Here is a 20,451-nt window from a genome sequence, read left to right as displayed (position 1 = left end):
TTATTAAGCCCACGCGCCCAAGCAGCGCTCTTCCCTACAAAGGCAGCGTATAATACTGCGCCCGCTGGCTCTCGTCCTGCTGATACAGGACAATCAGCAGCGTGCGGCCCTCACCTGCTCCCGGGTGCGGACCCGGCAGAGCCGCTCCGCTCCCGGCGGCCACCGACGTTACAGCCGGAAGGACGGCAGCAGCCACTGAATTGCCTTCGGTGTTGCCCACCCCGGCAGCCCATTCAGCCTGCGCCTCCGCCTCACCGCCAGGCTCCCCGTCATAGCGCAGCCCGCTGATGGATTCCAGCACCGGATCGAGCCGGAACGGCAGCACATCGAGCGCGATGAACTTTTGCAGCTCCCGCTCGCTTAGGCCTGCTCCGGCCAGCTTGGCCGAGATCAGCTCCGGCTGTCCGGCAATCCGCTTCAGATACTTGGCCCAATCCGACTTCTCAAGGCCGCCGTCCCACCAGATTTTGCGCGGCTTGTACTTGTGGCCCAGGAAGTAGTCCAGCTTCATCAGCCCCGTTACAATCTCCATCGATGGCGTGCCCCGGTCGGTCAGAAACTCCTGCAAGCGCGTGAACAGATCCTCCAGCTGATGCCCGATCTTCTGCCAGCCCCGCGCCTCCCAGTAGTCGCCGAACTCCTGGAAGAAATCGAACGGGGACGGGAACACATGGCGGATCAGATACTTGACCGAATGGTCCAGCCGGTGGCTGTTCCAGTACTTCTCCAGCACATCCTCCAGCCGCTTGAGCCGGATAATATCGCCAAACGGCATCACATGGCTGCTGAGAATCTCATACGGCGCATGCTCCATGTACGTATAGTCGTATTTGGCAGCCTGGGCGCGGAGCCCGGTGCCGCGGAGCATTTTGAGAAAGCCCAGTTGCAGCTCCTCCGGCTCCATCGCGAATACATCATTGAACGTCTTGCGGAAGGTGGGATAATCCTCCATCGGCAGGCCTGCGATCAGATCGAGATGCTGGTCGATGTTGCCGCTCGCCTTGATCTTCATCACGGTACGCGACAGCTTGGCGAAGTTCTGGCGGCGCTTGACCAGCTCGTTGGTCTCATCGTTAGTAGACTGAACGCCGATCTCGAAGCGGAAAACGCCCGGAGGAGCATTCTCGGCCAGGAAGTCCAGCACCTCGGGGCGCATAATATCGGCGGTAATCTCGAACTGGAACACGCAGCCCTGATGATTGTCGATCAGGAAGCGGAACATCTCCATTGCATAATTGCGGTTGATATTGAAGGTACGGTCCAGGAACTTAATGACCTTCGCCCCGCCTTCAATCAGGTAGAGCAGATCAGACTTCACCCGCTCGATATCATAATAACGCACGCCCACCTCAATGCTGGACAGGCAGAACTGGCAGTTGAACGGACAACCCCGGCTGGTCTCAAAATACACAATCCGCTTGCTCAGCTCCGGCAGATCCTCCGGGAAGCGGTGCGGGGAAGGCAGGGTGTTCAGATCGCTTTTGGGCCGGGGCGGGTTAACGATCAGCTCGTCTCCCTTGCGGTAGGCCGCGCCATAGACGAAATGATACTTGTGATCATCCCGGATCTCCTGCAGCAGATGGTGGAAGGTCTCCTCCCCGTCACCGTTGACGATGAAGTCCACTCCAGGCTCGCGCTTCATCCAGTACAGCGGCTCATAGGACACCTCCGGCCCGCCCAGCACAATCTTCACGTCAGGCAGTACCTGCTTGAGAATACCGACCAGCTTGATCGTCTCCTCAATATTCCAGATATAACAGGAGAAGCCGATCACATCGGGCCGCTTCTGGTACAGGTCGGATACGATATTCATCGCAGGGTCTTTGATCGTATATTCCGCCAGCAGGATGTCTTGGAACTCATGCTCGCTATATGCCTTCAGCAGCCGGATGGCCAGTGAGGTATGAATATACTTGGCGTTTAAGGTGGCCAGGACGATTCTCATGCTGCATAACCTTCTTTACATTTCATTTTGAAAAAACTCCAGGAACGCCTTGCCGTACTTCCGGTACTTCACTTCCCCGACACCCTTCACTCTCAGCATCTCGCTTTCTGTCTGCGGACAAGCCACACTCATCTCGCGCAGCGTTGCATCATTGAAAATGATGTACGACGGCACATGCTCCCGCCCCGCCAGCTCGCGGCGGATCAGGCGCAGCTGCTCGAACACCGTCTCGTTGACCGCCGACGGGGAATGATCCCGGCGGCTGCGGCTGCGGTCCCGCGTGCCGGAGGTCACCAGCGTCCGGGCCACGCGCTGCTGCACCTGGCGCTGGCCGCGCAGCACCTCGGCCGCAAGCGGCTGCAGCCGGACGACCGGATACTGGCCCTCGGACAGGGCCAGATACCCCTCCGAGATCAGCACATTGATGCTCTCGGTGATCTCCTTCTCGCTGCGGCCGGACATCGCGCCGTGGGTCGGCAGCTTCTCGAAGCCGTACTGCAGCACCTTCTGGTTGCGCGAGCCCTTCAGCACCGAGGAGACCAGGGCCACGCCGAAGCGCTCCCGCATCCGGTGGATGCAGGAGAAGATCTTCTGCGCATCCACCGTCATATCCACCAGCTCGCGCTCATCGGTGCAGGAGCTGCAGATGCCGCACGGCTCATCCCCGTGCTCCTCGCCGAAATAGTCCAGCTGCGCACTGCGCAGGCAGCGGGTCGTATAGCAGTAATCGATCATCTGCTGGAGCTTGCGGTATTCGTTCGCCTTGCGCTCCGGGTCCTGCGGGTTCTGCTCGATCAGGAACTTCTGGGTCATGATATCCTGCGCGCTGAACAGCAGGATGCACTCGCTCGGCTCGCCGTCACGCCCGGCGCGGCCGGCCTCCTGGACATAGGCCTCCATATTCTTCGGCATATTGTAATGAATAACGTACCGGACATTGGACTTGTCGATCCCCATCCCGAAGGCATTCGTGGCCACCATAACGCGGATATCGTCATAGAGGAAGCCCTCCTGGCTGTCCGCGCGCTCCTGGTCGTTCATCCCGGCATGGTAACGTCCGGCGGCGATGCCTGCCGCCTGAAGCCGCTGGTAGAGGTCGTCCACCTCCTTACGGGTGGCGGCATAGACAATCCCCGGCTGATGGGCATGCTGCGCCGCATAATCTAGCACGAATTCGCGTTTGTTCTCGCCGCGCAGCACCGACATCGCCAGATTATCGCGGCCCAGTCCGGTCATGAACACGCCCGGCTCGCGCAGGCGCAGCAGCCGGACCATATCCTCCATGACCTCCGGCGTAGCTGTTGCTGTGAATGCAGCCAGAATCGGGCGCTCCGGCAGCTGCTCGACGAACGGGGCAACCGCCAGATAGCTGGTGCGGAAGTCATGGCCCCACTGCGAGACGCAGTGCGCCTCATCCACCGCCACGCAGGAGATATTCAGGTCCGCCATTTCCAGGCGGAACCAGTCCAGCTCCAGCCGCTCAGGGGCGACATAGAGCAGCTTCAGCTCCCCCCGGCGGGCAGCGCGGATACGCTCGTTCACTTCCTTGCCGCTCAAAGTACTGTTGATGTAAGCGGCCTGAATGCCTGCCGTAGTCAAGGCATCCACCTGATCCTTCATCAGCGAGATCAGCGGGGAGACCACCAGGGTCAATCCCGGCTGCAGCAGCGCCGGAACCTGATAACAGATGGATTTGCCGCCTCCGGTGGGCAGAATGCCCAGCGTGTCGCGGCCCTCCAGCAGATTCTTCACAATTCGCTTCTGGCCTTCCCGGAAATCGGGATAGCCGTAATATTTTTGCAGGGCAGCCTGTGCCTGTTCCATGATTGTTCCTTGCATCTCCATATGTCTTCTAACTCCTTAGGGCATGTCTACCTATTAGATTACATAAAAACCGCCCGATCAAGCAACACTCTATATATATTCAATCCATTCTTTCTATTAAGGAGGCCACCCGCTTGCAAGACTGGAACAATATATACACCTCCTATATAAAAAGGCAGCAGGCCTCTCCCAGGAAGCCCGGCAGCAGCACAAAGCTCACAGGAGAATTGAAGCAGGATCTGCAGGAGCTGCTGGCCCGGCTTGGGGAGAACGGTGACCTGGTGGTACGGGAATTCAGGCTTCGCGGAACCCATCCGGCTGCAATGGTGTTCTTCTCTTCCCTCGTTAACCTGGAGCAGGTGCGCGAGCATGTACTTAAGCCCTTAATAGCCCCGTACCCGGTACAGCCCGAGCTACCCGGAGACTCCGGCAGCATCATTCATTATCTCTGGAGCACGGTGGTCGAGGTTACCCAAGGCACAGCGTGTGCAGATCTGGCCGAGCTTCCTCCAGCCGCTGTGAAGGGCGAACTGATTCTGCTGATTGACGGCGTTCCCGAAGCGCTGCGCATGGAGATGCGCCAGATCGAGATGCGCGGCGTCGAGCAGCCGCAGACGGAGCAGGTCATCCGGGGGCCGCGCGAGGGCTATGTGGAGAAGCTGGAGAATAACCTCTCCCTGCTGCGCTACAGGCTGCAGAGCACCGACCTGCGGATCGAGACCAGTCCGCTGGGGACCCGCACCCAATCCAGGGTAGCTCTATGTTATATCGACGGCATTGCCGACAGCAGCCTGGTCGCCGAAGCCATGCGCCGCATTTCGCTGATTCATACCGACGGCATCCTCGATGCCGGATACATTGAGCAATTCATCGAGGACCAGCCGCTGTCTCCGTTCCCGCAGGTTCAGAGTACGGAACGGCCGGATAAGACGGCGGCTGCCCTGCTGGAAGGGCGGGTCGCGGTTCTCGTAGACGGCTCGCCCTTCGCCCTGATTGTTCCCGCCCTCTTCAACCAGTTCTTCCAGACCGTGGACGATTACACGGAGCGGTTCATTATGGGCAGCCTGATCCGCATGATCCGGCTGATTGCCCTGGCGTTCTCGCTGTTTTTCCCGGCGTTATATGTGTCTGTCATCTCATTTAATCCGGAGCTGCTGCCCACGGACTTTGCTGTAGCCATCTCCGGGGGAAGAGCCGGCGTGCCGTTCCCCGCAGTTCTGGAGGTGCTGATCATGGAGGTCTCTATGGAGGTGCTCCGGGAAGCAACGATCCGCCTCCCGCAGATGATCGGCGGGGCCTTGTCCATCGTGGGCGTGCTTGTAATCGGACAGGCGGCCGTAGGTGCAGGGCTGGCCAGCCCGATCACTGTGGTCATCGTGGCGCTGACGACGATCGGCTCATTCGCCACTCCGGCCTATAATGCCGCCATTGCCCTGCGGATGCTGCGCTTTCCGCTGATTATCCTGGCCGGAATGTTCGGCCTGTACGGAGTCATGATCGGCACCATTCTAATCCTGAACCATCTGCTGTATCTGGAATCCTTCGGGGTGCCGTATATGACCCCTTATATTCCGGGCAACTGGCGGGACTTAAGGGACACTCTGGTGCGTGCGCCGCTATGGTGGATGCGCCGCCGCCCAAGCTTTCTTCATCCCCGGGACCCGGACAGGCTGTCCGCCGGTGTCCCTTCCCGTAAGGTGGACGGAATTCTCAGACAGGGGGATGGAACCGATGACTAAACCGCGTCAGATCACAACCCTGCGCGCGGCTGCGGTGATCAGCAGCACGATTATCGGCGTGGGCATCCTGAGCTTTCCCCGTTACATGGCAGAAGCCGGCGGCAGCAGTGCTCCCTTAATCGCATTAACCGGCGTGCTGATCTCCTTCATAAGCTACTGGCTGCTGGCCTCCCTGTGCCAGCGTTTCCCCGGTGAGACCCTGTTTGGATTCAGCCGCCGGCTGCTCGGGGCGCCGCTTGCCACGCTGTTCACCATACTGATCCTGCTGATGTTCATTGCCCTGACCGGCCTTACTGTCCGCCAATTCGGGGATGTGGCGACGACAGTGCTGTATAAGAAAACACCGATTGAAGCAACGATTATCCTGATGCTGCTCATAGGAATGCTCTCCACCAGGCGCAGTGTGGTGAAGTTCTCCTATATTCATTTTTTCTACCTGCCACTGATTGTCGGCTCGATTCTGGTAACGGTTCTAATCTCGCTCAAAAATGTGGAGCTGCTCAATCTGCAGCCTGTCCTGATGCCGCCTTCCCCCCGATTCTGGAACGGCGCGCGGCAGGCCAGCTATCTGTTCCAGAGCTCCTTCATCATTGTGCTGCTGATTCCGTTCATGGAGAAGCCGGGTCATGCCGTGCGGGCAGGAGCGCTGGCTATATTCATGTCGGGGGTGATCTATATGCTGATTGTAATTGCCTCGGTCGGAATGTTCGGGGCAGAGGAGACCAAGCTGCTGATCTATCCCACGCTGGAGATGGCCCGCTCGTCGGCATTCGGCGAGGGATTCCTGGAGCGGCTGGATGCTCTCTTCATTATTATCTGGGTCATTTCGGTCTTCACGACCATTTACACCACCGGCTATCTCTCGGCTTATCTGCTGCAGAAGCTCCTGCGTCTGCGCGACCGGCGGATGGCCTCCAGCGCGCTGCTGCCCGTAATGTTCATCGTGTCCATGCTGCCCTCCAATGTCTTCGAGACCTACCGCTGGTCTCTTCATCTGGGCCAGGCCGGAATGATTCTGATCCCCGGCTACAGCCTGCTTTTATGGGGAGTCCATCTGGTCAGAGGTTATAGGAAGAAGGAATCTTCATGAATACAAGGTTACCGAGAATGCTTGCCCTGCTCATCATACTGTCGTTTGCCGCTCCCCTGCTAAGCGGATGCTGGGACCAGGTTGAGATTGAGGACCGCGCGCTGGTTCTTGGCTTGTCCATCGACAAGATTCCTGCAGAGCAAGCCAGTCAGAAGGATCAGGTCACACACATCCGCGATGACCATCTGCCGTCCGAGATGATCAGTGTCACTGCGCAGATTGCCGTTCCGGGCAGAGTGCCGCTCGGCCCCGGCACCGGCGGCGGGGGTACAGGAGACGGTAACACCAGTCCCGTCTGGGTGGTCAGTGTGGAGGGGATTTCGCTTGACGATGCTATGAACAACCTTCAGCAGCAGATTGCGGACCCGCGTTACCTGGTCCATCTGCGGGTGATCATCATCAGCGAGGAGGTAGCCCGGGACAGCCTGCAGGAGCTGAATGATTATCTGCGGCGCAACCCGGAAATCCGCCGCCGGACCTGGCTGCTGGTCGCGGAGGGCCGCGCATCAGACTTCATGGACGTGAATCCGCCGCTGCAGCGTGTGCCCACACTCTATATTTTGTCGATGATGGAGAAATCGGTCGCCTCAGGCAAGTTCCCCCGTGATTATATCGGCCCCTTCTGGTCAGCGGATTCCAAATGGGGACAGAGCCCTTATCTGCCCTATGTCGCCCTGCGCAACAAGGATAATATCCTGATCAAGGGGCTGGCTTATTTCAGCGGGGGAATCATGGTTGGCAAGACCGACCCGATTGAAATTGGCGCCTTTATGGCGATGCAGGGCATGGACCCCGGGGGCTACTCCACCCTGCTGCATATCCAGGAACTGGGGATCGTTATGACCAAGACTAATGAACGCTTCACCCGGACCCGCAGCTACATCAAGGATGGCAAGCCGCATTTGTCCTATGAAATCTTCCTGGAGGGGGATCTGGATGAGCATTACGACAGCAGTAACCCTATTGATTCCCCCGGCAAGCTGCACACGATTGAACGGAATTTCGAGCAGCAGATCCAGACTGTACTGAAGGGGCTGGTGAAGCAGACCCAGCGGGATCATTCGGATATTTTTGGGATGGGTGAAATGATCAGAAGCCATCATCCGGCCTACTGGAAGGAGCATATTCACAGTAAGGACGACTGGGAGAGCCTATACAGCAGCGTCGGTGTAGATATTAGGCTGACCCTGCATATCCGCAGAGTGGGACTCAAGGAGAAATAAGGAGGAATGCGTAATGATTCGAGTCATAGGAACCGCTGCCGGGCTGCTCATGTTCTCTGCCCTGCTGCTCCTGGCTGTAGATTACCGGATCTATAGCAACAGAGGCTGGATACGGGAGCAGAAATCCGCCCGGCTGCTCGCCTGGGGCTATGTCCTCCTCTCCCTGCTGCTGCTCACCGGGCTGTTCATTTATAACTAGACATCCCGCCGCTCTGCGTAGTATTTCTTCCCGGCCCATGGTATATTGGAGAATACAATATTACAGGACGGAGAATGCCGGCATGAATACAAGAAGAAATCCCAAAGAAGGCGCCAGACGCGGCGCCAAGCCCGCTTCCGGGGCCAGGCCCCAGAGCAAGGCCGCAGGCAGCAGCCGGGGAAGCAAACCCGTGAGCCATAGACCGTCAGCCAGATCCGCAGCCTCTGCCAAACCTGCTGCACTCAAATCCTATACGGTAGCTGAGCCTGCGGAATTGCTTGCTTTTCTGCTGAAGACGATTACAGGCAAGGGGCGCAACGCCATCAAATCAATGCTCTCGCGCGGACAGATTGCGGTGAACGGGAAGACCGTGACCCGCCATGACCATCCGCTTCAGCCCGGCCAGACGGTGACGGTTGACCAGGAGAAGCGTGCCGAAGCCAAGGAGCTGCTGGGCCTGACCATCGTTCATGAGGATGATGATATCATCGTGATTCAGAAGGATGCCGGCCTGCTGTCCATTGCCACCGGAGAAGACAACGAGCTTACAGCTTACCGGCAATTAATGGAGCATGTCCGGCAGTCGAATCCGAAGAACCGCGTCTACGTAGTACACCGGCTCGACCGCGACACCTCCGGTGTCATGATGTTTGCCCGCAGCGAGGCGGTGCAGCAGGCGCTCCAGAATAACTGGAAGGAGGTCGTCAAGGAACGGTCCTACATTGCGCTCGTCGAGGGCGCCGTCAAGAAGCCCGAAGGCACGATCAGCTCCTGGCTGAAGGAGACCTCCACGCTGAAGATGTACTCCAGCCCGCATCAGGGCGACGGACTGCACGCGGTCACCCGCTACAAGCTGCTTCAGGGTAACCGCCACTTCTCGCTGCTGGAGGTGCACCTGGAGACCGGACGGAAGAATCAGATCCGGGTCCACATGTCAGACATCGGGCATCCGATCGCAGGCGACAAGAAATACGGCGCAGAGACCAAGGCCGTCGGCCGTCTCGGACTGCACGCGCGTGTCCTCTCGTTCGTTCATCCTACTACAGGGGAACTCCTGACCTTCGAAAGCCCGATTCCGAAGACGTTCCTGAAATACACCGCACCGGCGCTGACGAACTGATGGACTCGCGGAGGGTACAAAAGGCAGGTGCTGCTGTGTTTCATCCCACTGTTTTTGACAATATCAAGGTAACACTGGAGAATCAGCTCTACGATTATGATAATCTGGACGGACTCCTTGTGATTACAGACCGTTCGGATCTGCTTGACCTCGCCCTGATGTCCCGGGAGTTCAGTCTCGCCTTCAAGCTGACCGGAGGCAGACATGTCACCGCCGGAATTGTGCTCCGCTCTACCGTGAAGGAGCTGGGCGATGAGATTCTGGAGACTCCGGGCGGGCAGCCCGGCTGCACGCTGACCCTGCGTTTTGATATGGAGATTAGCGATGTGAAGGTGCAATGTGCGGCGGTGGAGGAGATTCTGACCACGATCTGGGGACCTGAGCTACGTCCTGTGCAGACGCTCCGCTTCCGCTACGGGGCGGTTGAACCTGTCTATCAGAATGGCGTAGAGCTTCATTTCCGCCGCCTGCTCACGGAGGACCAGATGGAGGATCTTCCCGGGCTGCTGAATTATCTGCTGCAAAGTACAGAGGAACTGGAAAAGCTATTCAATCTGTAAGCGGGGTGAACTGCACATGAGCTTCCTGCCTTCCGCCCGTTCGGGACGCTGGCTGGCCTGGGCTGCCGGTTATGCAATAATCTTATGGCTGCTGCTGATTCTGCACCGGTTCGTGCTGCTTGGGGATGAATTTAATCTTACCCTGTGCGGGCGCTGGGCTATCCTATCACTTGTCTTCTCCGGTATTGTCAACGGCTTCGGCTGGCTGGGGGCCCGGCTCCTATGGGTGATCACCACAGCCGGAATTGTGCTGGGCCTCTGCCTGATGTACCTCAGTACGTACCAGAACATGTCGGGCTGGGAGGATCTAGCCGGCTTTCTTACCTTTTGGGTATACTCAGCAGGCGGACTGGCGCTGGGTCTGATCGCAGAAGGAGTAAGACTGCTGGTACTATATATGCGCAGGCGCTGATCTTAGCTGTGAATGCCGTAACCTTTGGGGTTGCGGTTTTTTTACTAAGCCCCACATTGTGGGATTGTTTTGCGGCTTTTTTGTCGTATTGCTACACACTTTGGGCGCTTTGGGCAAATTCTGTACACCTGCTGACTTTTGCCAATACCTTCCACACCGCGGCTGGATTACACTCGGTTCAGGTTCAGTAATCAAGCAATTCTATGGAGGCGGTAAGCAGTGAAAAGAGAGTATGGCAAGGAGCAGGTGTATTTTGTCGGCGGCGGTCTTGCATCGCTTGCAGGTGCGGTCTATCTGGTGCGGGATTGCGGTTTCCCCGGCCAAAATATTCACATTCTGGAGGAAATGAAGATCCTTGGGGGCAGCAATGACGGGGCAGGCGATGCGGAGCACGGCTATGTGATCCGCGGCGGGCGGATGCTGAACGATGAGACCTATGAGAATCTGTGGGAGCTGCTCAGCACGATTCCCTCCGTGGATCAGCCGGGCCTGACACTGCGGGAGGAAATTACACAGTTCGACAATGCCAATCCCACCCGCTCCAGAGCACGCCTGATCGACAGCACGGGCGAGATTCAGGATGTCAGCTCCATGGGCTTCGATATGGCGGACCGGCTGGCGCTGGGCAAGCTGTTGATCACACCGGAGCCTGCTTTAGGCAAAATGCGCATTAACGAATGGTTCGCGCCCCATTTCTTCACCACGAACTTCTGGTTCATGTGGGCCACCACCTTCGCCTTCCAGCCTTGGCACAGCGCGGTGGAATTTAAACGGTATATGCTCCGCTTCATGCACGAGTTCCCGAGAATCCAGACGCTCGAAGGTGTCACCCGCACCCCTTATAACCAATATGACTCGATTATTGTACCGCTTCAGCAGTACCTGGAGCCGCTGGGGGTAGACTTCACCTTGAAATGCACGGTCACCGATCTGGAATTCAAGGATGGCGACGGCATCACTGTGACTGCAATGAAGGTCGTCCGTGATGGCGTGGAGGACACCATTCAGATTCATGAACACGACCGTGTAATTATTACGAACGGTTCGATGACCGAGGGCTCCAGCCTCGGGTCCATGACCTCCGCCCCCGGCATAAACGGCAGCAAGGGCAGCTCATGGAAGCTGTGGGAGAACATCGCTGCGAAAAAGCCGGGGTTGGGCAACCCGTCTTCCTTCGCCGATCATGTGAATGAGTCCAAATGGGAATCCTTCACCGTCACCTTCCAGGACTCGAAATTCTTCGATCTGATGGAGAACTTCACCCGCAACCGGGCCGGTACCGGCGCACTCGTAACGTTCAAGGATTCCAGCTGGCTGATGTCGGTCGTGCTGGCGTTCCAGCCGCATTTCCGCAACCAGCCCGAGCATGTCAGAGTATTCTGGGGCTATGGGCTGTTCCCGGACAAGGTCGGCGATTATGTACACAAAAAGATGTGCGATTGTACCGGTGAAGAGATTATGGAGGAGCTGCTCGGGCATCTGCATTTCACGGCCCACAAGGATGAGATCATGGCGACTGCCAATTGTATTCCTTGCATGATGCCGTATATCACCGCGCAATTCATGCCGAGACTGAACAGCGACCGTCCGCCGGTTGTGCCGGAAGGCTCCACCAACCTGGCCTTCATCGGGCAATTCTGCGAAATCCCGGACGATGTTGTCTTCACGGAGGAATATTCCGTACGGGCCGCCCGGATCGCAGTCTATACACTGTTTGGCGTAAACCGCCCGGTAGAGCGGATCAGCGATTACCCGCATGATGTGCGCACGCTGTTCTCCAGTGTGATTACTTCGTTCCGCTAACGGGCGAATCCGGCTGACGCGATGTTGTCTGCCTGGTCGTTCAACCCGCCAGTCTGAGGACGGCGGGTTGAACATGAACTGGCAGAAGGCTTCACACATGTATACTTGGGTGCACATTGTGTTCGGTTCTCCGCTCAAGGCCCGAGGTTCCCTGTACTCAATCAGGTTTAATCTTTCTCAGTTTCATTAAAGACAGGACATCGTCATTCAAAGCTGAAGGCAAATCAGAGTTAGATCCTAACCAGAAATCACCATACCGCTCCATGAGCAGTACGTCCCCGCATCGGTAAAAGCTATGGGTAGGTCCCTCTTCTTTAGGACCCGTATAGTACCCGTTTAGCCACACCTCTTCAACCGGCTTATCAAACAACATCTCTATAGAATCTAATTTTCCTTCCATCCTGTAAAGATATTTGCAGCCGAAAACAACCTCCTGTAAGCAGAAGCTTTTCAGAAAATGGTATAAAGAGCCGTTTACGATGCTATGTCCCTCTGCCCTGTCATCCCAAAGCAAGTGCGCGTCGCAGTAGACCGGAGAATCGTTGTTGCCTGCCTCCACCTGACAAGTCCAGTTCGCCTGATTCTCCTCCAGGAACGTAACCATACCCTGATCCTTCTTCAGCCGCTCCACTGGATACAGGCAGTCCTGCTGTTGAAATATCTCTGGAGAGTTCCCGGGGCGATCGTCCGCCCCCTCTTTCCAGCGTCCTGCAAAAGCATATAATTCATGCAACGCCTTTGGCAGATACGCTGGAATCACGTCCACCGGTACACCATAAGAGCTGTCGCTCCTTCCGTACCAACTGGTTAGAAAACCCTGCAGATCGTCAAGCTGATCCGTATCTTGCAGCAGCATAGTCATTCCTCCTGCCTAACTTTTCATTCTTCCGCACCAATCCCTACAGTTCCCATTAAAACGAAAGGGAGCTGTCACGGTCAGCTCCCTTCCAAAATTCAATTAAATACTGCAGGAACCGTCATCGCAGCCGTCAGCAGACGGTGCAGCCCCGGACTTCGGCTGGCCGACCACCTGAAGCTCCGGACCCTTCTGTTCCTCCGCCCATACGGTGTCCAGCACTTCAGTGAATACCGGACCCGGCTGCGCGCCGGATACGGCGTACTTATTGTTGAAGACAAAGAACGGAACGCCGGTGATGTTCAGCTGCCGGGCCGCTTCAATGTCGGCCTCCACCCGGTCGCCATACGCCTCACTGTCAAGAACCTCTGCTACTCCAGCCTGATCAAGTCCAACTTCGGCGGCCAGCTCAGCCAGCACCTTGCGGTCACCCACATTCAGCGAATCGGTGAAGTAAGCGCGGAGCAGCCGTTCGGTCAACTGCGGAGCCTTGCCTTGGGTTGCAGCATAATGGCTCAGGCGGTGAGCGTCGAATGTGTTCGTAGACTGGATCGTATCGAAATGGAAGTCCAGCCCCACTCCCTGGGCTTGCTCGGCAAGCTGGGCGTTCATCGCCTTGGCCTTGTCGCGGGTCATTCCGTATTTGGCGGCCAGCAGCTCGTGGATATCCCGCGTCTCATCGGTGCGGGCATTAGGATCGAGCTGGAAGCTGCGGAAGACGACCTCTACCTGATCCCGGCCGGGGAATTGGCTCAACGCGTGCTCCAGCCGTCTTTTGCCGATATAGCAGAAGGGGCAGGCGTAGTCAGACCATATATCAATTCTCATCGGAATTCCTCCTGAAGTTTGTTAATTTCACTTACTATTATATAGTTATAAACCGAAAATTACAAACAAACTTTCTGAATATAAATCTGCCGGTCCCGAACAAAAGTAAACCAAAGAGGTATATACGCCTGGCAGCCGCGGCAGGTAAAATAAAAGCAGCGAAGGGGCCCTGCGCCCCTAATACCAACGGACGGTCTATGGCGTCCCGGAAGGAGTCAATGGCAATGCATGACTTGTCGATAGTCATTCCTACACGCAACCGGATCAGCGACCTTACGCTCTGCATAGAGTCCATCGGCAGGCAGACGGGACTGGAGGACGTCTCTATAGAGCTGCTGATTGTGGATGACGGCGAAATGGAGGAGCAGGTGCTGGATTATTTCCGCCAGGTGCTCGGGCGTCTGCCGGATGCAGAGCTGCGGTATTACCGCAAAACCAGACCCGGCGTCTGGCTCTCCCGCTACGAAGCGCTTGGGCTGATCGACGGCAGGATCATGCTCAGCTTCGACGATGACGCAGAGCTGGACGACCCGTTATATATCCGCAAGCTGCTGGATACCTACGCGTCTGACCCGACCATTGCCGGTGTCGGCGGCATCGCCAAAGGTCTCTCCAGCAGCAGATCCGGCAAGCTGCTCGGCCGGCTGACCTGCCAAATGTCGGCTTCACCGGGCCGGTTGTCGGCCAGCACACTGGCCGGTTCCCTGCTGCTGTGGGGCGAGACGGAGCAGACGTTTGAGACGGACTTTTTTCACGGCTGCAATATGTCCTTCCGCAGCTCGGCGCTGCGCGATATGAAGCCCTACCCCTGGATGACCAGCTACGCGGTGGCGGACGATATCTACATGTGCCATCTGGCCAGCAGATACGGCAAGCTGGTGATTAACCCGGAGCTGAAAATCATGCACCATGAATCGCCCAGCTCGCGCGACAAGGCAGGCCGGGTGGCCCGGGCCACTGCCGTCAACCACTACTATCTGCTGAATCTGCGCAAGGCCCCGGTGAAGAATTATGCCGCTCTGCTCTGGACCTTGTCTTACCTCGCCGTCAAGTCTACGCTCAAGCGGAACTTCAATGCTGTCTCCGGCTACGCCAGCGGCATCCTGTTTGTCCTCAACCCCCGCAAGAATAAATATAGGGAGTTTATGCTGGATTAAGCGCAACATTCCGGAAAGAACAGATAAGGGGTACAGAACCAAACAGTTCAAGGATGCTGCGGCCTTGTGCCCCTTATATCCGGTCCGCGCACCCACGTTCCCGCCCATTGTGTTCGGTTTTTCGTATTCCCCAACTAATCGCAAAAAAGGGTGCCGCAGACAGCCGCTTCAACGCAGCTCTGAGGCACCCTTATATTGCTTTTATACAGTATACCCGAAGCCCAGGATCGTGAAGCTCTTGTCCTGATCTCCTTCTGCCATACAAATCTCTACGGTATGCTCCCGGCTCTGCTGCTCCTGATATAGAATAACTGCGTTGCAATGCGTCCAGTTGTTCACATGCGGATCGGCGGTCAGGACCAGCCTGCCGTCAACGAGCACCTCCGCCTTGCCGGCTTCTGCGCTGCCTGAATCCTTGAAGACCAGGATCAGATTCCGGCTTGTGATCTTCAGCCTGAAGCTCTCGCCGCCAGAGGAGGCGGTATGCTGCCAGTTGTACGGAAATTGCGGGGTGCCGGACGGACTGTCATCCATCTCCACCATCTGCACATCCTCATCTGTTCCCCCGAAGCCGCCAGCTTCGATAGTAACCGGAGTACCGGCTTGGCTCAGTTCGCTTTTGCGGTCGAGCAGCCGGACACCTACGAAGTCATTGCCAATCACAGGCGGTCCCGCCAGCGTATCCTCCTCCTCGTCCATCCCGGACTGTCCGGCTTCGGCGAACAGATGAGCCAGGCAGTCTGCCATAACCTGATGCCCGTCGTTCGTAGGATGGTAGATATCGTAGAAGAATTGTCTTTTGGAGATGAGATTCCCTTCAGCCTTGCTGAGCCGGAACTGCGCTGTCACCGCGTCCTTGACGCTGACCATAGGCAGATTATAGCGTCTGCCCACAGGCGAGAGCCGCTCCTGCAGATTCCAGTCATTGACGAACACACTGAACAGCAGGATAACCGCAGGCTGGTTTAGAGCAGAGAGGATTTTGCGGCACAGGCTTTCGTAGCAGTTGCCCTTCGTCTCGTCCCCTTCATCATTCACGGCAAATTCCACAATCACAATGTCCGGGGCGGCCGCCCCATCCTTCAGCACATCCCGCTCATAACGGATCATGCCCAGCTCGGACGGCGTTCCGCCCACCCCGGCCTTGATAAAGTGAATGTTCTCACCGCCATCCTTGCCATACAGCTCCTTGAACCGCAGATACGACTGATAGGCATAACACCCGGTATGAATCGGCTTGGCTCCCGCCCCCTGCGTAATGGACCCGCCGATATAGGCCATGGTCACATCCTCACCGCGCACTGCCTTGTCAATCGCTGTCTTCAGCCGCCGGTTGTTGCCGCGGTGCAGCAGCGATCCGGCAACCATCTCGCGGTAGGCCGGTGCGCCGAAGTCAACCGGAGGCTCCGCTGTAAGCTCAGGAGCATGATACCCGTCATGCAGATAGAGGACAATGCTGGCTGTTGCCAGTTCACCTTCCTCCTCGAACTCGAAGGCGAATTTGCCCGGTGCCACATCATCCACCGACCACCCGATGTCCTCCAGCGTAAGCAAAGTTTCTGTTCCATCCCCGGGGCAGGCTACGCGGTGCTGCGTCCCTGTCTCATATTTGCTGGTCCGGCCCCAGTTCTGCATCAGGAAGGTGACCGCTTTATTTTCCTTCGCCGTCTTCACCGACACGCCGATGCTGTGAACCAGCTTGCGGAAGCCCTCCCAGCTTGTAAGCATCGCCAGCATCGCTTCATCTGTAACCCCGCCTATGTATCTGGCCTTGTCAATCAGATAGTTGCCCTCCAGATATTCCTCCTGCGAGGGCTTACCGTCAGGCCGCGCCGTGGCCTCAATCGCCGTCTCGAACATGACGAAGAAGCCCTCCCGCCGCTCCACCGGATCTTTGGGTGCTGCCGGTCCTCCCTTTTCCCCAAGCTCCTCGCTGCTGTTATACTCATTCATTACCATCAGCCTCTCTTCCATGAAGGCGCTCTCAACTACAGGAATAGACAGCAGTACCCTGCCTTTCTATGTACTGTGCCTGATTCCGTGCTGCGCCCGGATTGTCTTCCTTCCCCAAGCCCGTTATTGCAGAATTCCTGTAGAGATGAACAGCAGCATATGCTCTTTGATCCGCTCCTGGTCCAGCGGCTCATGGGCTTTATTCCACTCCATCGTGAGGGCCAGGTACATCCGCAGAATCATGAATGCCGCCACACTGGAATCGCAGGGCTTCACCTCTCCTTGGCTGATGGCCTCCTCGATCTGCTGTCTCAGGAAGTCCAGCGCATACGCTTCCATCCGTTTGACACCTTCCAGCGCCTGAACGGTTCCGATATCCCGCACCTCCTGGGCCAGCTTCGCGAACAGCTCATGGTCCTGGCGGAATTCCAGAATGGAATCGAGCAGATGCAGCAGCTTAGTGACGAAGGTCGAATGCTCCGCCGCCACACTGTTCATCACAGACGTTAGCTCCGATGTAGCCTTGTCCAGAATTTCCTCGAACAGCTCTTCCTTGGTTTTGAAAAATGTATAGATCGTGCCTTTGCCCACATTGGCGATTCTGGATACCTGATCCATCGTTGTAGCCTTATAGCCGAATTGCACGAAGGACAAGGTTGCGGCCTGCAGGATCAGCGCTTTGCGGTCAATGGACATAGATACAGCTCCTTTCTTCGGGAATGAATATCCCATAATGACTATAATTAAGTTCCGGTCACATAACCCCCTCAATTTACCATGGCGGCAGGCAGAAGACAACTTTTTATATCAAAATATCACACCGTCCTCCCCGTCACGCGGCGCTTCTCCCGCAAAATGTCACCAAATCAGTATCCTTCCCCGTTCGTTCTGGGGTATGATAGTAAAGATGCAACCACGAAACTAATTGTATGGATGGTGGAATATGTCTAAGAACAAAAAAACCGGTGTCATTCTGGCCGCTCTCGTCCTGATTATCGCTGCTGCTGTGGTGATCTGGCTTACCGTGGGCAATAAGAGCGGGGACAGCCCGGCTGCTACTGAGACCTCCGGCGGCGCTACGGCCTCCAAAGACGGTGATACGAAATCTCTGGAGCAGACGTTCTATATTTATGATACGGTCGTCAATATCAAGGTGTTCGGCAATACGGTAGAGCAGAAGAATATGGATGATATTCAGGCCATGCTGGAGCGGATGGACATTGAATTCAGCCGGACCAAGACGAACGGGGAGTTATACGCGGTGAATCAGGCGGCGGGCAAGGAAGCCGTTGCCGTGTCTGATGAGACGCTGGATATTGTGAAGCTCTCGCTCAAATATGCCGAGGAAATGGACGGGCTGTATGACCCGACCATCGGGCCGCTGGTAGACCTCTGGGCGATCGGCGAAGGCGGCGAGCGTGTGCCGGATCAGGCGGCGATCGACAAGGCGCGGAGTCTGGTCAATTATAAGGATGTAATCGTCGATGACGCTGCGAAGACGGTCAAGCTGGCCCGGGAAGGCATGGTGCTGGACATGGGCGGGATCGGCAAAGGATATGCGGCTGACCGGATCGCCGACTACCTGAAGGAGCAGGGACTGAACAGCGCAATGATCAATCTCGGCGGCAGCAGCATCATTGCCCTGGGCAACAAGCCGAATGGCTCGCCGTGGAATATCGGCCTGCAGGACCCGGATCAGAGCCGGGGCACCCAGCTCGGCACGATTAAGATTACTGACGAGGTTATCGACGCCTCCGGGGTGTATGAGCGTTACTTCATGCAGGACGGGGTGCGTTACCACCATATTCTTGACCCGCGCACCGGCTTCCCTTCCCAGAACGGGCTGAAGAGCATTACCATTATGAGCCCGAACGCCACCGATGCGGATGCTCTGTCCACCGGGGTGTTCCTCATGGGCCTCGAAGACGGCATGAAATACCTTGAAGCACTGCCCGAGAAGGTTGAGGCGTTCTTCATCACAGACGACAACAAGATTTACGCCACCTCTGAGCTGAAAAAGCGGCTGAATCTGACCGATTCGACCTACCAATTTGCGGACTAGGATGCTGATGCCTTCTCTCACCAGCCGCTTGTATAGAGAATTGTTGCACATATTGCAGAATTCCTCTTTACCGGTTACCGGCTGAGGTACAATGTTGCATAATTTGCACAAATTTCAGTAGTTAGAGCAAATTAGCGCCGGATTTGTTGCCTTTTGTGCAGGATTTCAGCATTAATCGCTTCTATGGGGCAGAATTGTTGCAATTCTTGCAGGATTTCAGTGAAAATGTTACTGGCTGTGAAGCCCGGGGCCTATCTCTCAGAGTAGCAGTAACCATTGTATTCGGTTATAGCATAATTCCTAAATTAAAAGGTGCCTTCCATTAATGGAGGGCACCTTTATTTGTAGAATTGGATACGCCTTTGTAATCACTCAGCTCTCATACCAGCGGCAGCTCACTGAACTCTTTGTAATTGCTGAAAATATGGCTCGGCGTATGGTCCGTCCCCGGCTTACGCCCGCGCGGATTGTACCAGCAGACCCGCCAGCCTGCCGCAAGCGCCCCGACCACATCATTGGCCCAGGTGTCACCGACATAGAGGCTGTTCTCCGGCCGGGTTCCCGTCACCTTGTTGACATGCCTGAAGATCGCCGGGTCCGGCTTGGCCAGGCCGACGGCATCCGAGATGAAGATCATCTCCGGCGGGATGATCCGGTCAATCCCCAGGCCGCGCAGCTTGGCCATCTGGTGCGCCTGCGGGCCATTGGTAATAATGCCTACCGGATGGCCCCGGCTGATGAAGCGCTGAAGCTGCTCCGCCACGCCCTCAATCAGCTCAATCGTATACTGGCGGCTGATGTAGGAGGCCTGGATCTGCGCTGCCTGCTCCCTGGAGAGCGGCAGACCATACTCGGCAAAAGCCAGCTCCAGCCGCATCACCCGCGTGTCCTCCAGCTCCAGCTCCCCGCTTAAGTACTTCGGCCACAGCAGATCGCTGTGATGCCTTACCGTGTAGAACAGCTCCGCATAATCCAGCTTGTCCTCTGCAGGGGCCAGCACCTCCCGCACGGCTTCCCGGAACGGGACCAGATGGTCGTACAGCGTATCGTCCAGATCAAAAAATACAGCCAGCTTATTGCTTGTCTCCGTCACACGAACTCTCCTAACCCTGCCTTAGAAATATAAGTAATAATTGAAGAAGCTCTCATCCCGCACATACCCGTGGGCTTCATACAGACGCTGGGCCCCGGTATTGTCCATCATGGTGGACAGAGTAAGACCCTTGGCCCCTGTCCCCTGCGCGAAGCCCTTCACGCCTTCAAGCAGCAGAGAGCCCAGTCCCTGCCCGCGCTGCTCCTGCGTCACGAACAGATCGTTCAGAATCCATACAGGCTGAACCGTAACGGAAGAGAATGAGGGGTACAGCTGCGCGATCCCGTAGATGCGCCTGTCTTCCCCCTCGCCGGCAACCGCCATGAAGACAACGGATTCCCCATTCTCCAGCCTGGCCTGCAGAAATTCCCTGGCAGCTTCCCTGTCCGGCTGCTGGCCGTAGAAGCTGCGGTATTCGTCAAATAGAGGTGCAAGCTCCTCTACATCCTCAAGCCCTGCCCGTTCAAAACGAAAGTTCAACAATGCTGCTCCCCCTTTTTGCGGCATGCGCCATGTACTATAGGACTATTCTAAGACGTGGCTTCAGCCATAGCCCATAGAGAAAACAGCATATTGTATGGATAATT

Annotated in this window: 18 protein-coding genes; 10 read left to right on the top strand and 8 right to left on the bottom strand. The window is 56.7% G+C overall.

Annotated elements, in window-relative coordinates:
• Positions 1-34: 34 nt before the first annotated feature.
• Together MHI24_RS23200 and recQ are read right to left on the bottom strand one after the other, a co-directional pair.
• The gene (locus tag MHI24_RS23200; protein ID WP_340021882.1) at positions 35-1,945 is read right to left on the bottom strand and encodes a B12-binding domain-containing radical SAM protein; all 1,911 of its coding nucleotides are present in this window, start codon (positions 1,943-1,945) and stop codon (positions 35-37) included.
• 15 nt (positions 1,946-1,960) lie between these two features.
• Positions 1,961-3,790, bottom strand: a complete 1,830-nt coding sequence (gene recQ / locus MHI24_RS23195) for a DNA helicase RecQ (protein WP_340021881.1) — start codon at positions 3,788-3,790, stop codon at positions 1,961-1,963.
• 206 nt (positions 3,791-3,996) lie between these two features.
• Between recQ and MHI24_RS23190 the strand changes: the two genes are divergently transcribed.
• The 8 genes from MHI24_RS23190 (at position 3,997) to MHI24_RS23155 (ending at position 11,915) form a co-directional block, all read left to right on the top strand.
• Positions 3,997-5,508 (top strand): spore germination protein, encoded by a 1,512-nt coding sequence (locus tag MHI24_RS23190; protein WP_340021880.1) that lies wholly within the window; start codon positions 3,997-3,999, stop codon positions 5,506-5,508.
• Entirely contained in the window at positions 5,501-6,598 is a 1,098-nt protein-coding gene (locus MHI24_RS23185; RefSeq protein WP_340021879.1) for an endospore germination permease, read from the top strand. Before MHI24_RS23190 ends, MHI24_RS23185 begins: the two co-directional genes overlap by 8 nt.
• Entirely contained in the window at positions 6,595-7,821 is a 1,227-nt protein-coding gene (locus MHI24_RS23180; protein WP_340021878.1) for a Ger(x)C family spore germination protein, read from the top strand. The genes MHI24_RS23185 and MHI24_RS23180 overlap by 4 nt, the downstream gene beginning before the upstream one ends.
• A gap of 13 nt (positions 7,822-7,834) precedes the next feature.
• Entirely contained in the window at positions 7,835-8,020 is a 186-nt protein-coding gene (locus MHI24_RS23175; protein ID WP_340021877.1) for a CLC_0170 family protein, read from the top strand.
• Between the two features lie 82 nt (positions 8,021-8,102).
• Positions 8,103-9,140: an RluA family pseudouridine synthase gene (locus MHI24_RS23170; protein WP_340021876.1), complete on the top strand. Its 1,038-nt coding sequence runs from the start codon at positions 8,103-8,105 to the stop codon at positions 9,138-9,140.
• 35 nt (positions 9,141-9,175) lie between these two features.
• Positions 9,176-9,700, top strand: a complete 525-nt coding sequence (locus MHI24_RS23165) for a hypothetical protein (RefSeq protein ID WP_340021875.1) — start codon at positions 9,176-9,178, stop codon at positions 9,698-9,700.
• 16 nt (positions 9,701-9,716) lie between these two features.
• A complete protein-coding gene (locus MHI24_RS23160; protein WP_340021874.1) occupies positions 9,717-10,112 on the top strand; it encodes a hypothetical protein in 396 nt (131 codons plus the stop codon).
• Between the two features lie 219 nt (positions 10,113-10,331).
• Complete coding sequence (locus MHI24_RS23155; protein ID WP_340021873.1) at positions 10,332-11,915, top strand: oleate hydratase; 1,584 nt, start codon at positions 10,332-10,334, stop codon at positions 11,913-11,915.
• Between the two features lie 157 nt (positions 11,916-12,072).
• Here the strand turns inward: MHI24_RS23155 and MHI24_RS23150 are convergent, their stop codons facing one another.
• Together MHI24_RS23150 and MHI24_RS23145 are read right to left on the bottom strand one after the other, a co-directional pair.
• A complete protein-coding gene (locus tag MHI24_RS23150) occupies positions 12,073-12,771 on the bottom strand; it encodes a hypothetical protein (protein ID WP_340021872.1) in 699 nt (232 codons plus the stop codon).
• 102 nt (positions 12,772-12,873) lie between these two features.
• Positions 12,874-13,599: a DsbA family oxidoreductase gene (locus MHI24_RS23145; protein ID WP_340021871.1), complete on the bottom strand. Its 726-nt coding sequence runs from the start codon at positions 13,597-13,599 to the stop codon at positions 12,874-12,876.
• Between the two features lie 224 nt (positions 13,600-13,823).
• Here MHI24_RS23145 and MHI24_RS23140 point away from each other — a divergent pair, with 224 nt between their 5' ends.
• The gene (locus MHI24_RS23140; protein WP_340021870.1) at positions 13,824-14,756 is read left to right on the top strand and encodes a glycosyltransferase; all 933 of its coding nucleotides are present in this window, start codon (positions 13,824-13,826) and stop codon (positions 14,754-14,756) included.
• Between the two features lie 201 nt (positions 14,757-14,957).
• Here the strand turns inward: MHI24_RS23140 and MHI24_RS23135 are convergent, their stop codons facing one another.
• Both MHI24_RS23135 and MHI24_RS23130 read right to left on the bottom strand, forming a co-directional pair.
• Complete coding sequence (locus MHI24_RS23135) at positions 14,958-16,709, bottom strand: SGNH/GDSL hydrolase family protein (protein WP_340021869.1); 1,752 nt, start codon at positions 16,707-16,709, stop codon at positions 14,958-14,960.
• Positions 16,710-16,832: 123 nt separating this feature from the next.
• Complete coding sequence (locus tag MHI24_RS23130; RefSeq protein ID WP_340021868.1) at positions 16,833-17,405, bottom strand: TetR/AcrR family transcriptional regulator; 573 nt, start codon at positions 17,403-17,405, stop codon at positions 16,833-16,835.
• Between the two features lie 247 nt (positions 17,406-17,652).
• Between MHI24_RS23130 and MHI24_RS23125 the strand changes: the two genes are divergently transcribed.
• On the top strand, positions 17,653-18,771 hold the full coding sequence (locus MHI24_RS23125) for an FAD:protein FMN transferase (RefSeq protein WP_340021867.1): 1,119 nt from the start codon (positions 17,653-17,655) through the stop codon (positions 18,769-18,771).
• A 379-nt stretch (positions 18,772-19,150) separates the two neighbouring features.
• On the opposite strand, the gene MHI24_RS23120 is transcribed toward MHI24_RS23125, so the two are convergent.
• Positions 19,151-19,864 carry an HAD family hydrolase gene (locus tag MHI24_RS23120; protein ID WP_340021866.1) on the bottom strand — a complete coding sequence of 238 codons (714 nt, stop codon included), beginning with the start codon at positions 19,862-19,864 and terminating at the stop codon, positions 19,151-19,153.
• A gap of 21 nt (positions 19,865-19,885) precedes the next feature.
• Positions 19,886-20,347, bottom strand: a complete 462-nt coding sequence (locus MHI24_RS23115; protein ID WP_340021865.1) for a GNAT family N-acetyltransferase — start codon at positions 20,345-20,347, stop codon at positions 19,886-19,888.
• Positions 20,348-20,451: the final 104 nt, after the last annotated feature.

Source organism: Paenibacillus sp. FSL K6-1096, assembly GCF_037977055.1.
In the GTDB taxonomy this organism is placed as follows: domain Bacteria; phylum Bacillota; class Bacilli; order Paenibacillales; family Paenibacillaceae; genus Paenibacillus_AQ.
This window is presented reverse-complemented; position numbering and strand designations above follow the sequence as displayed.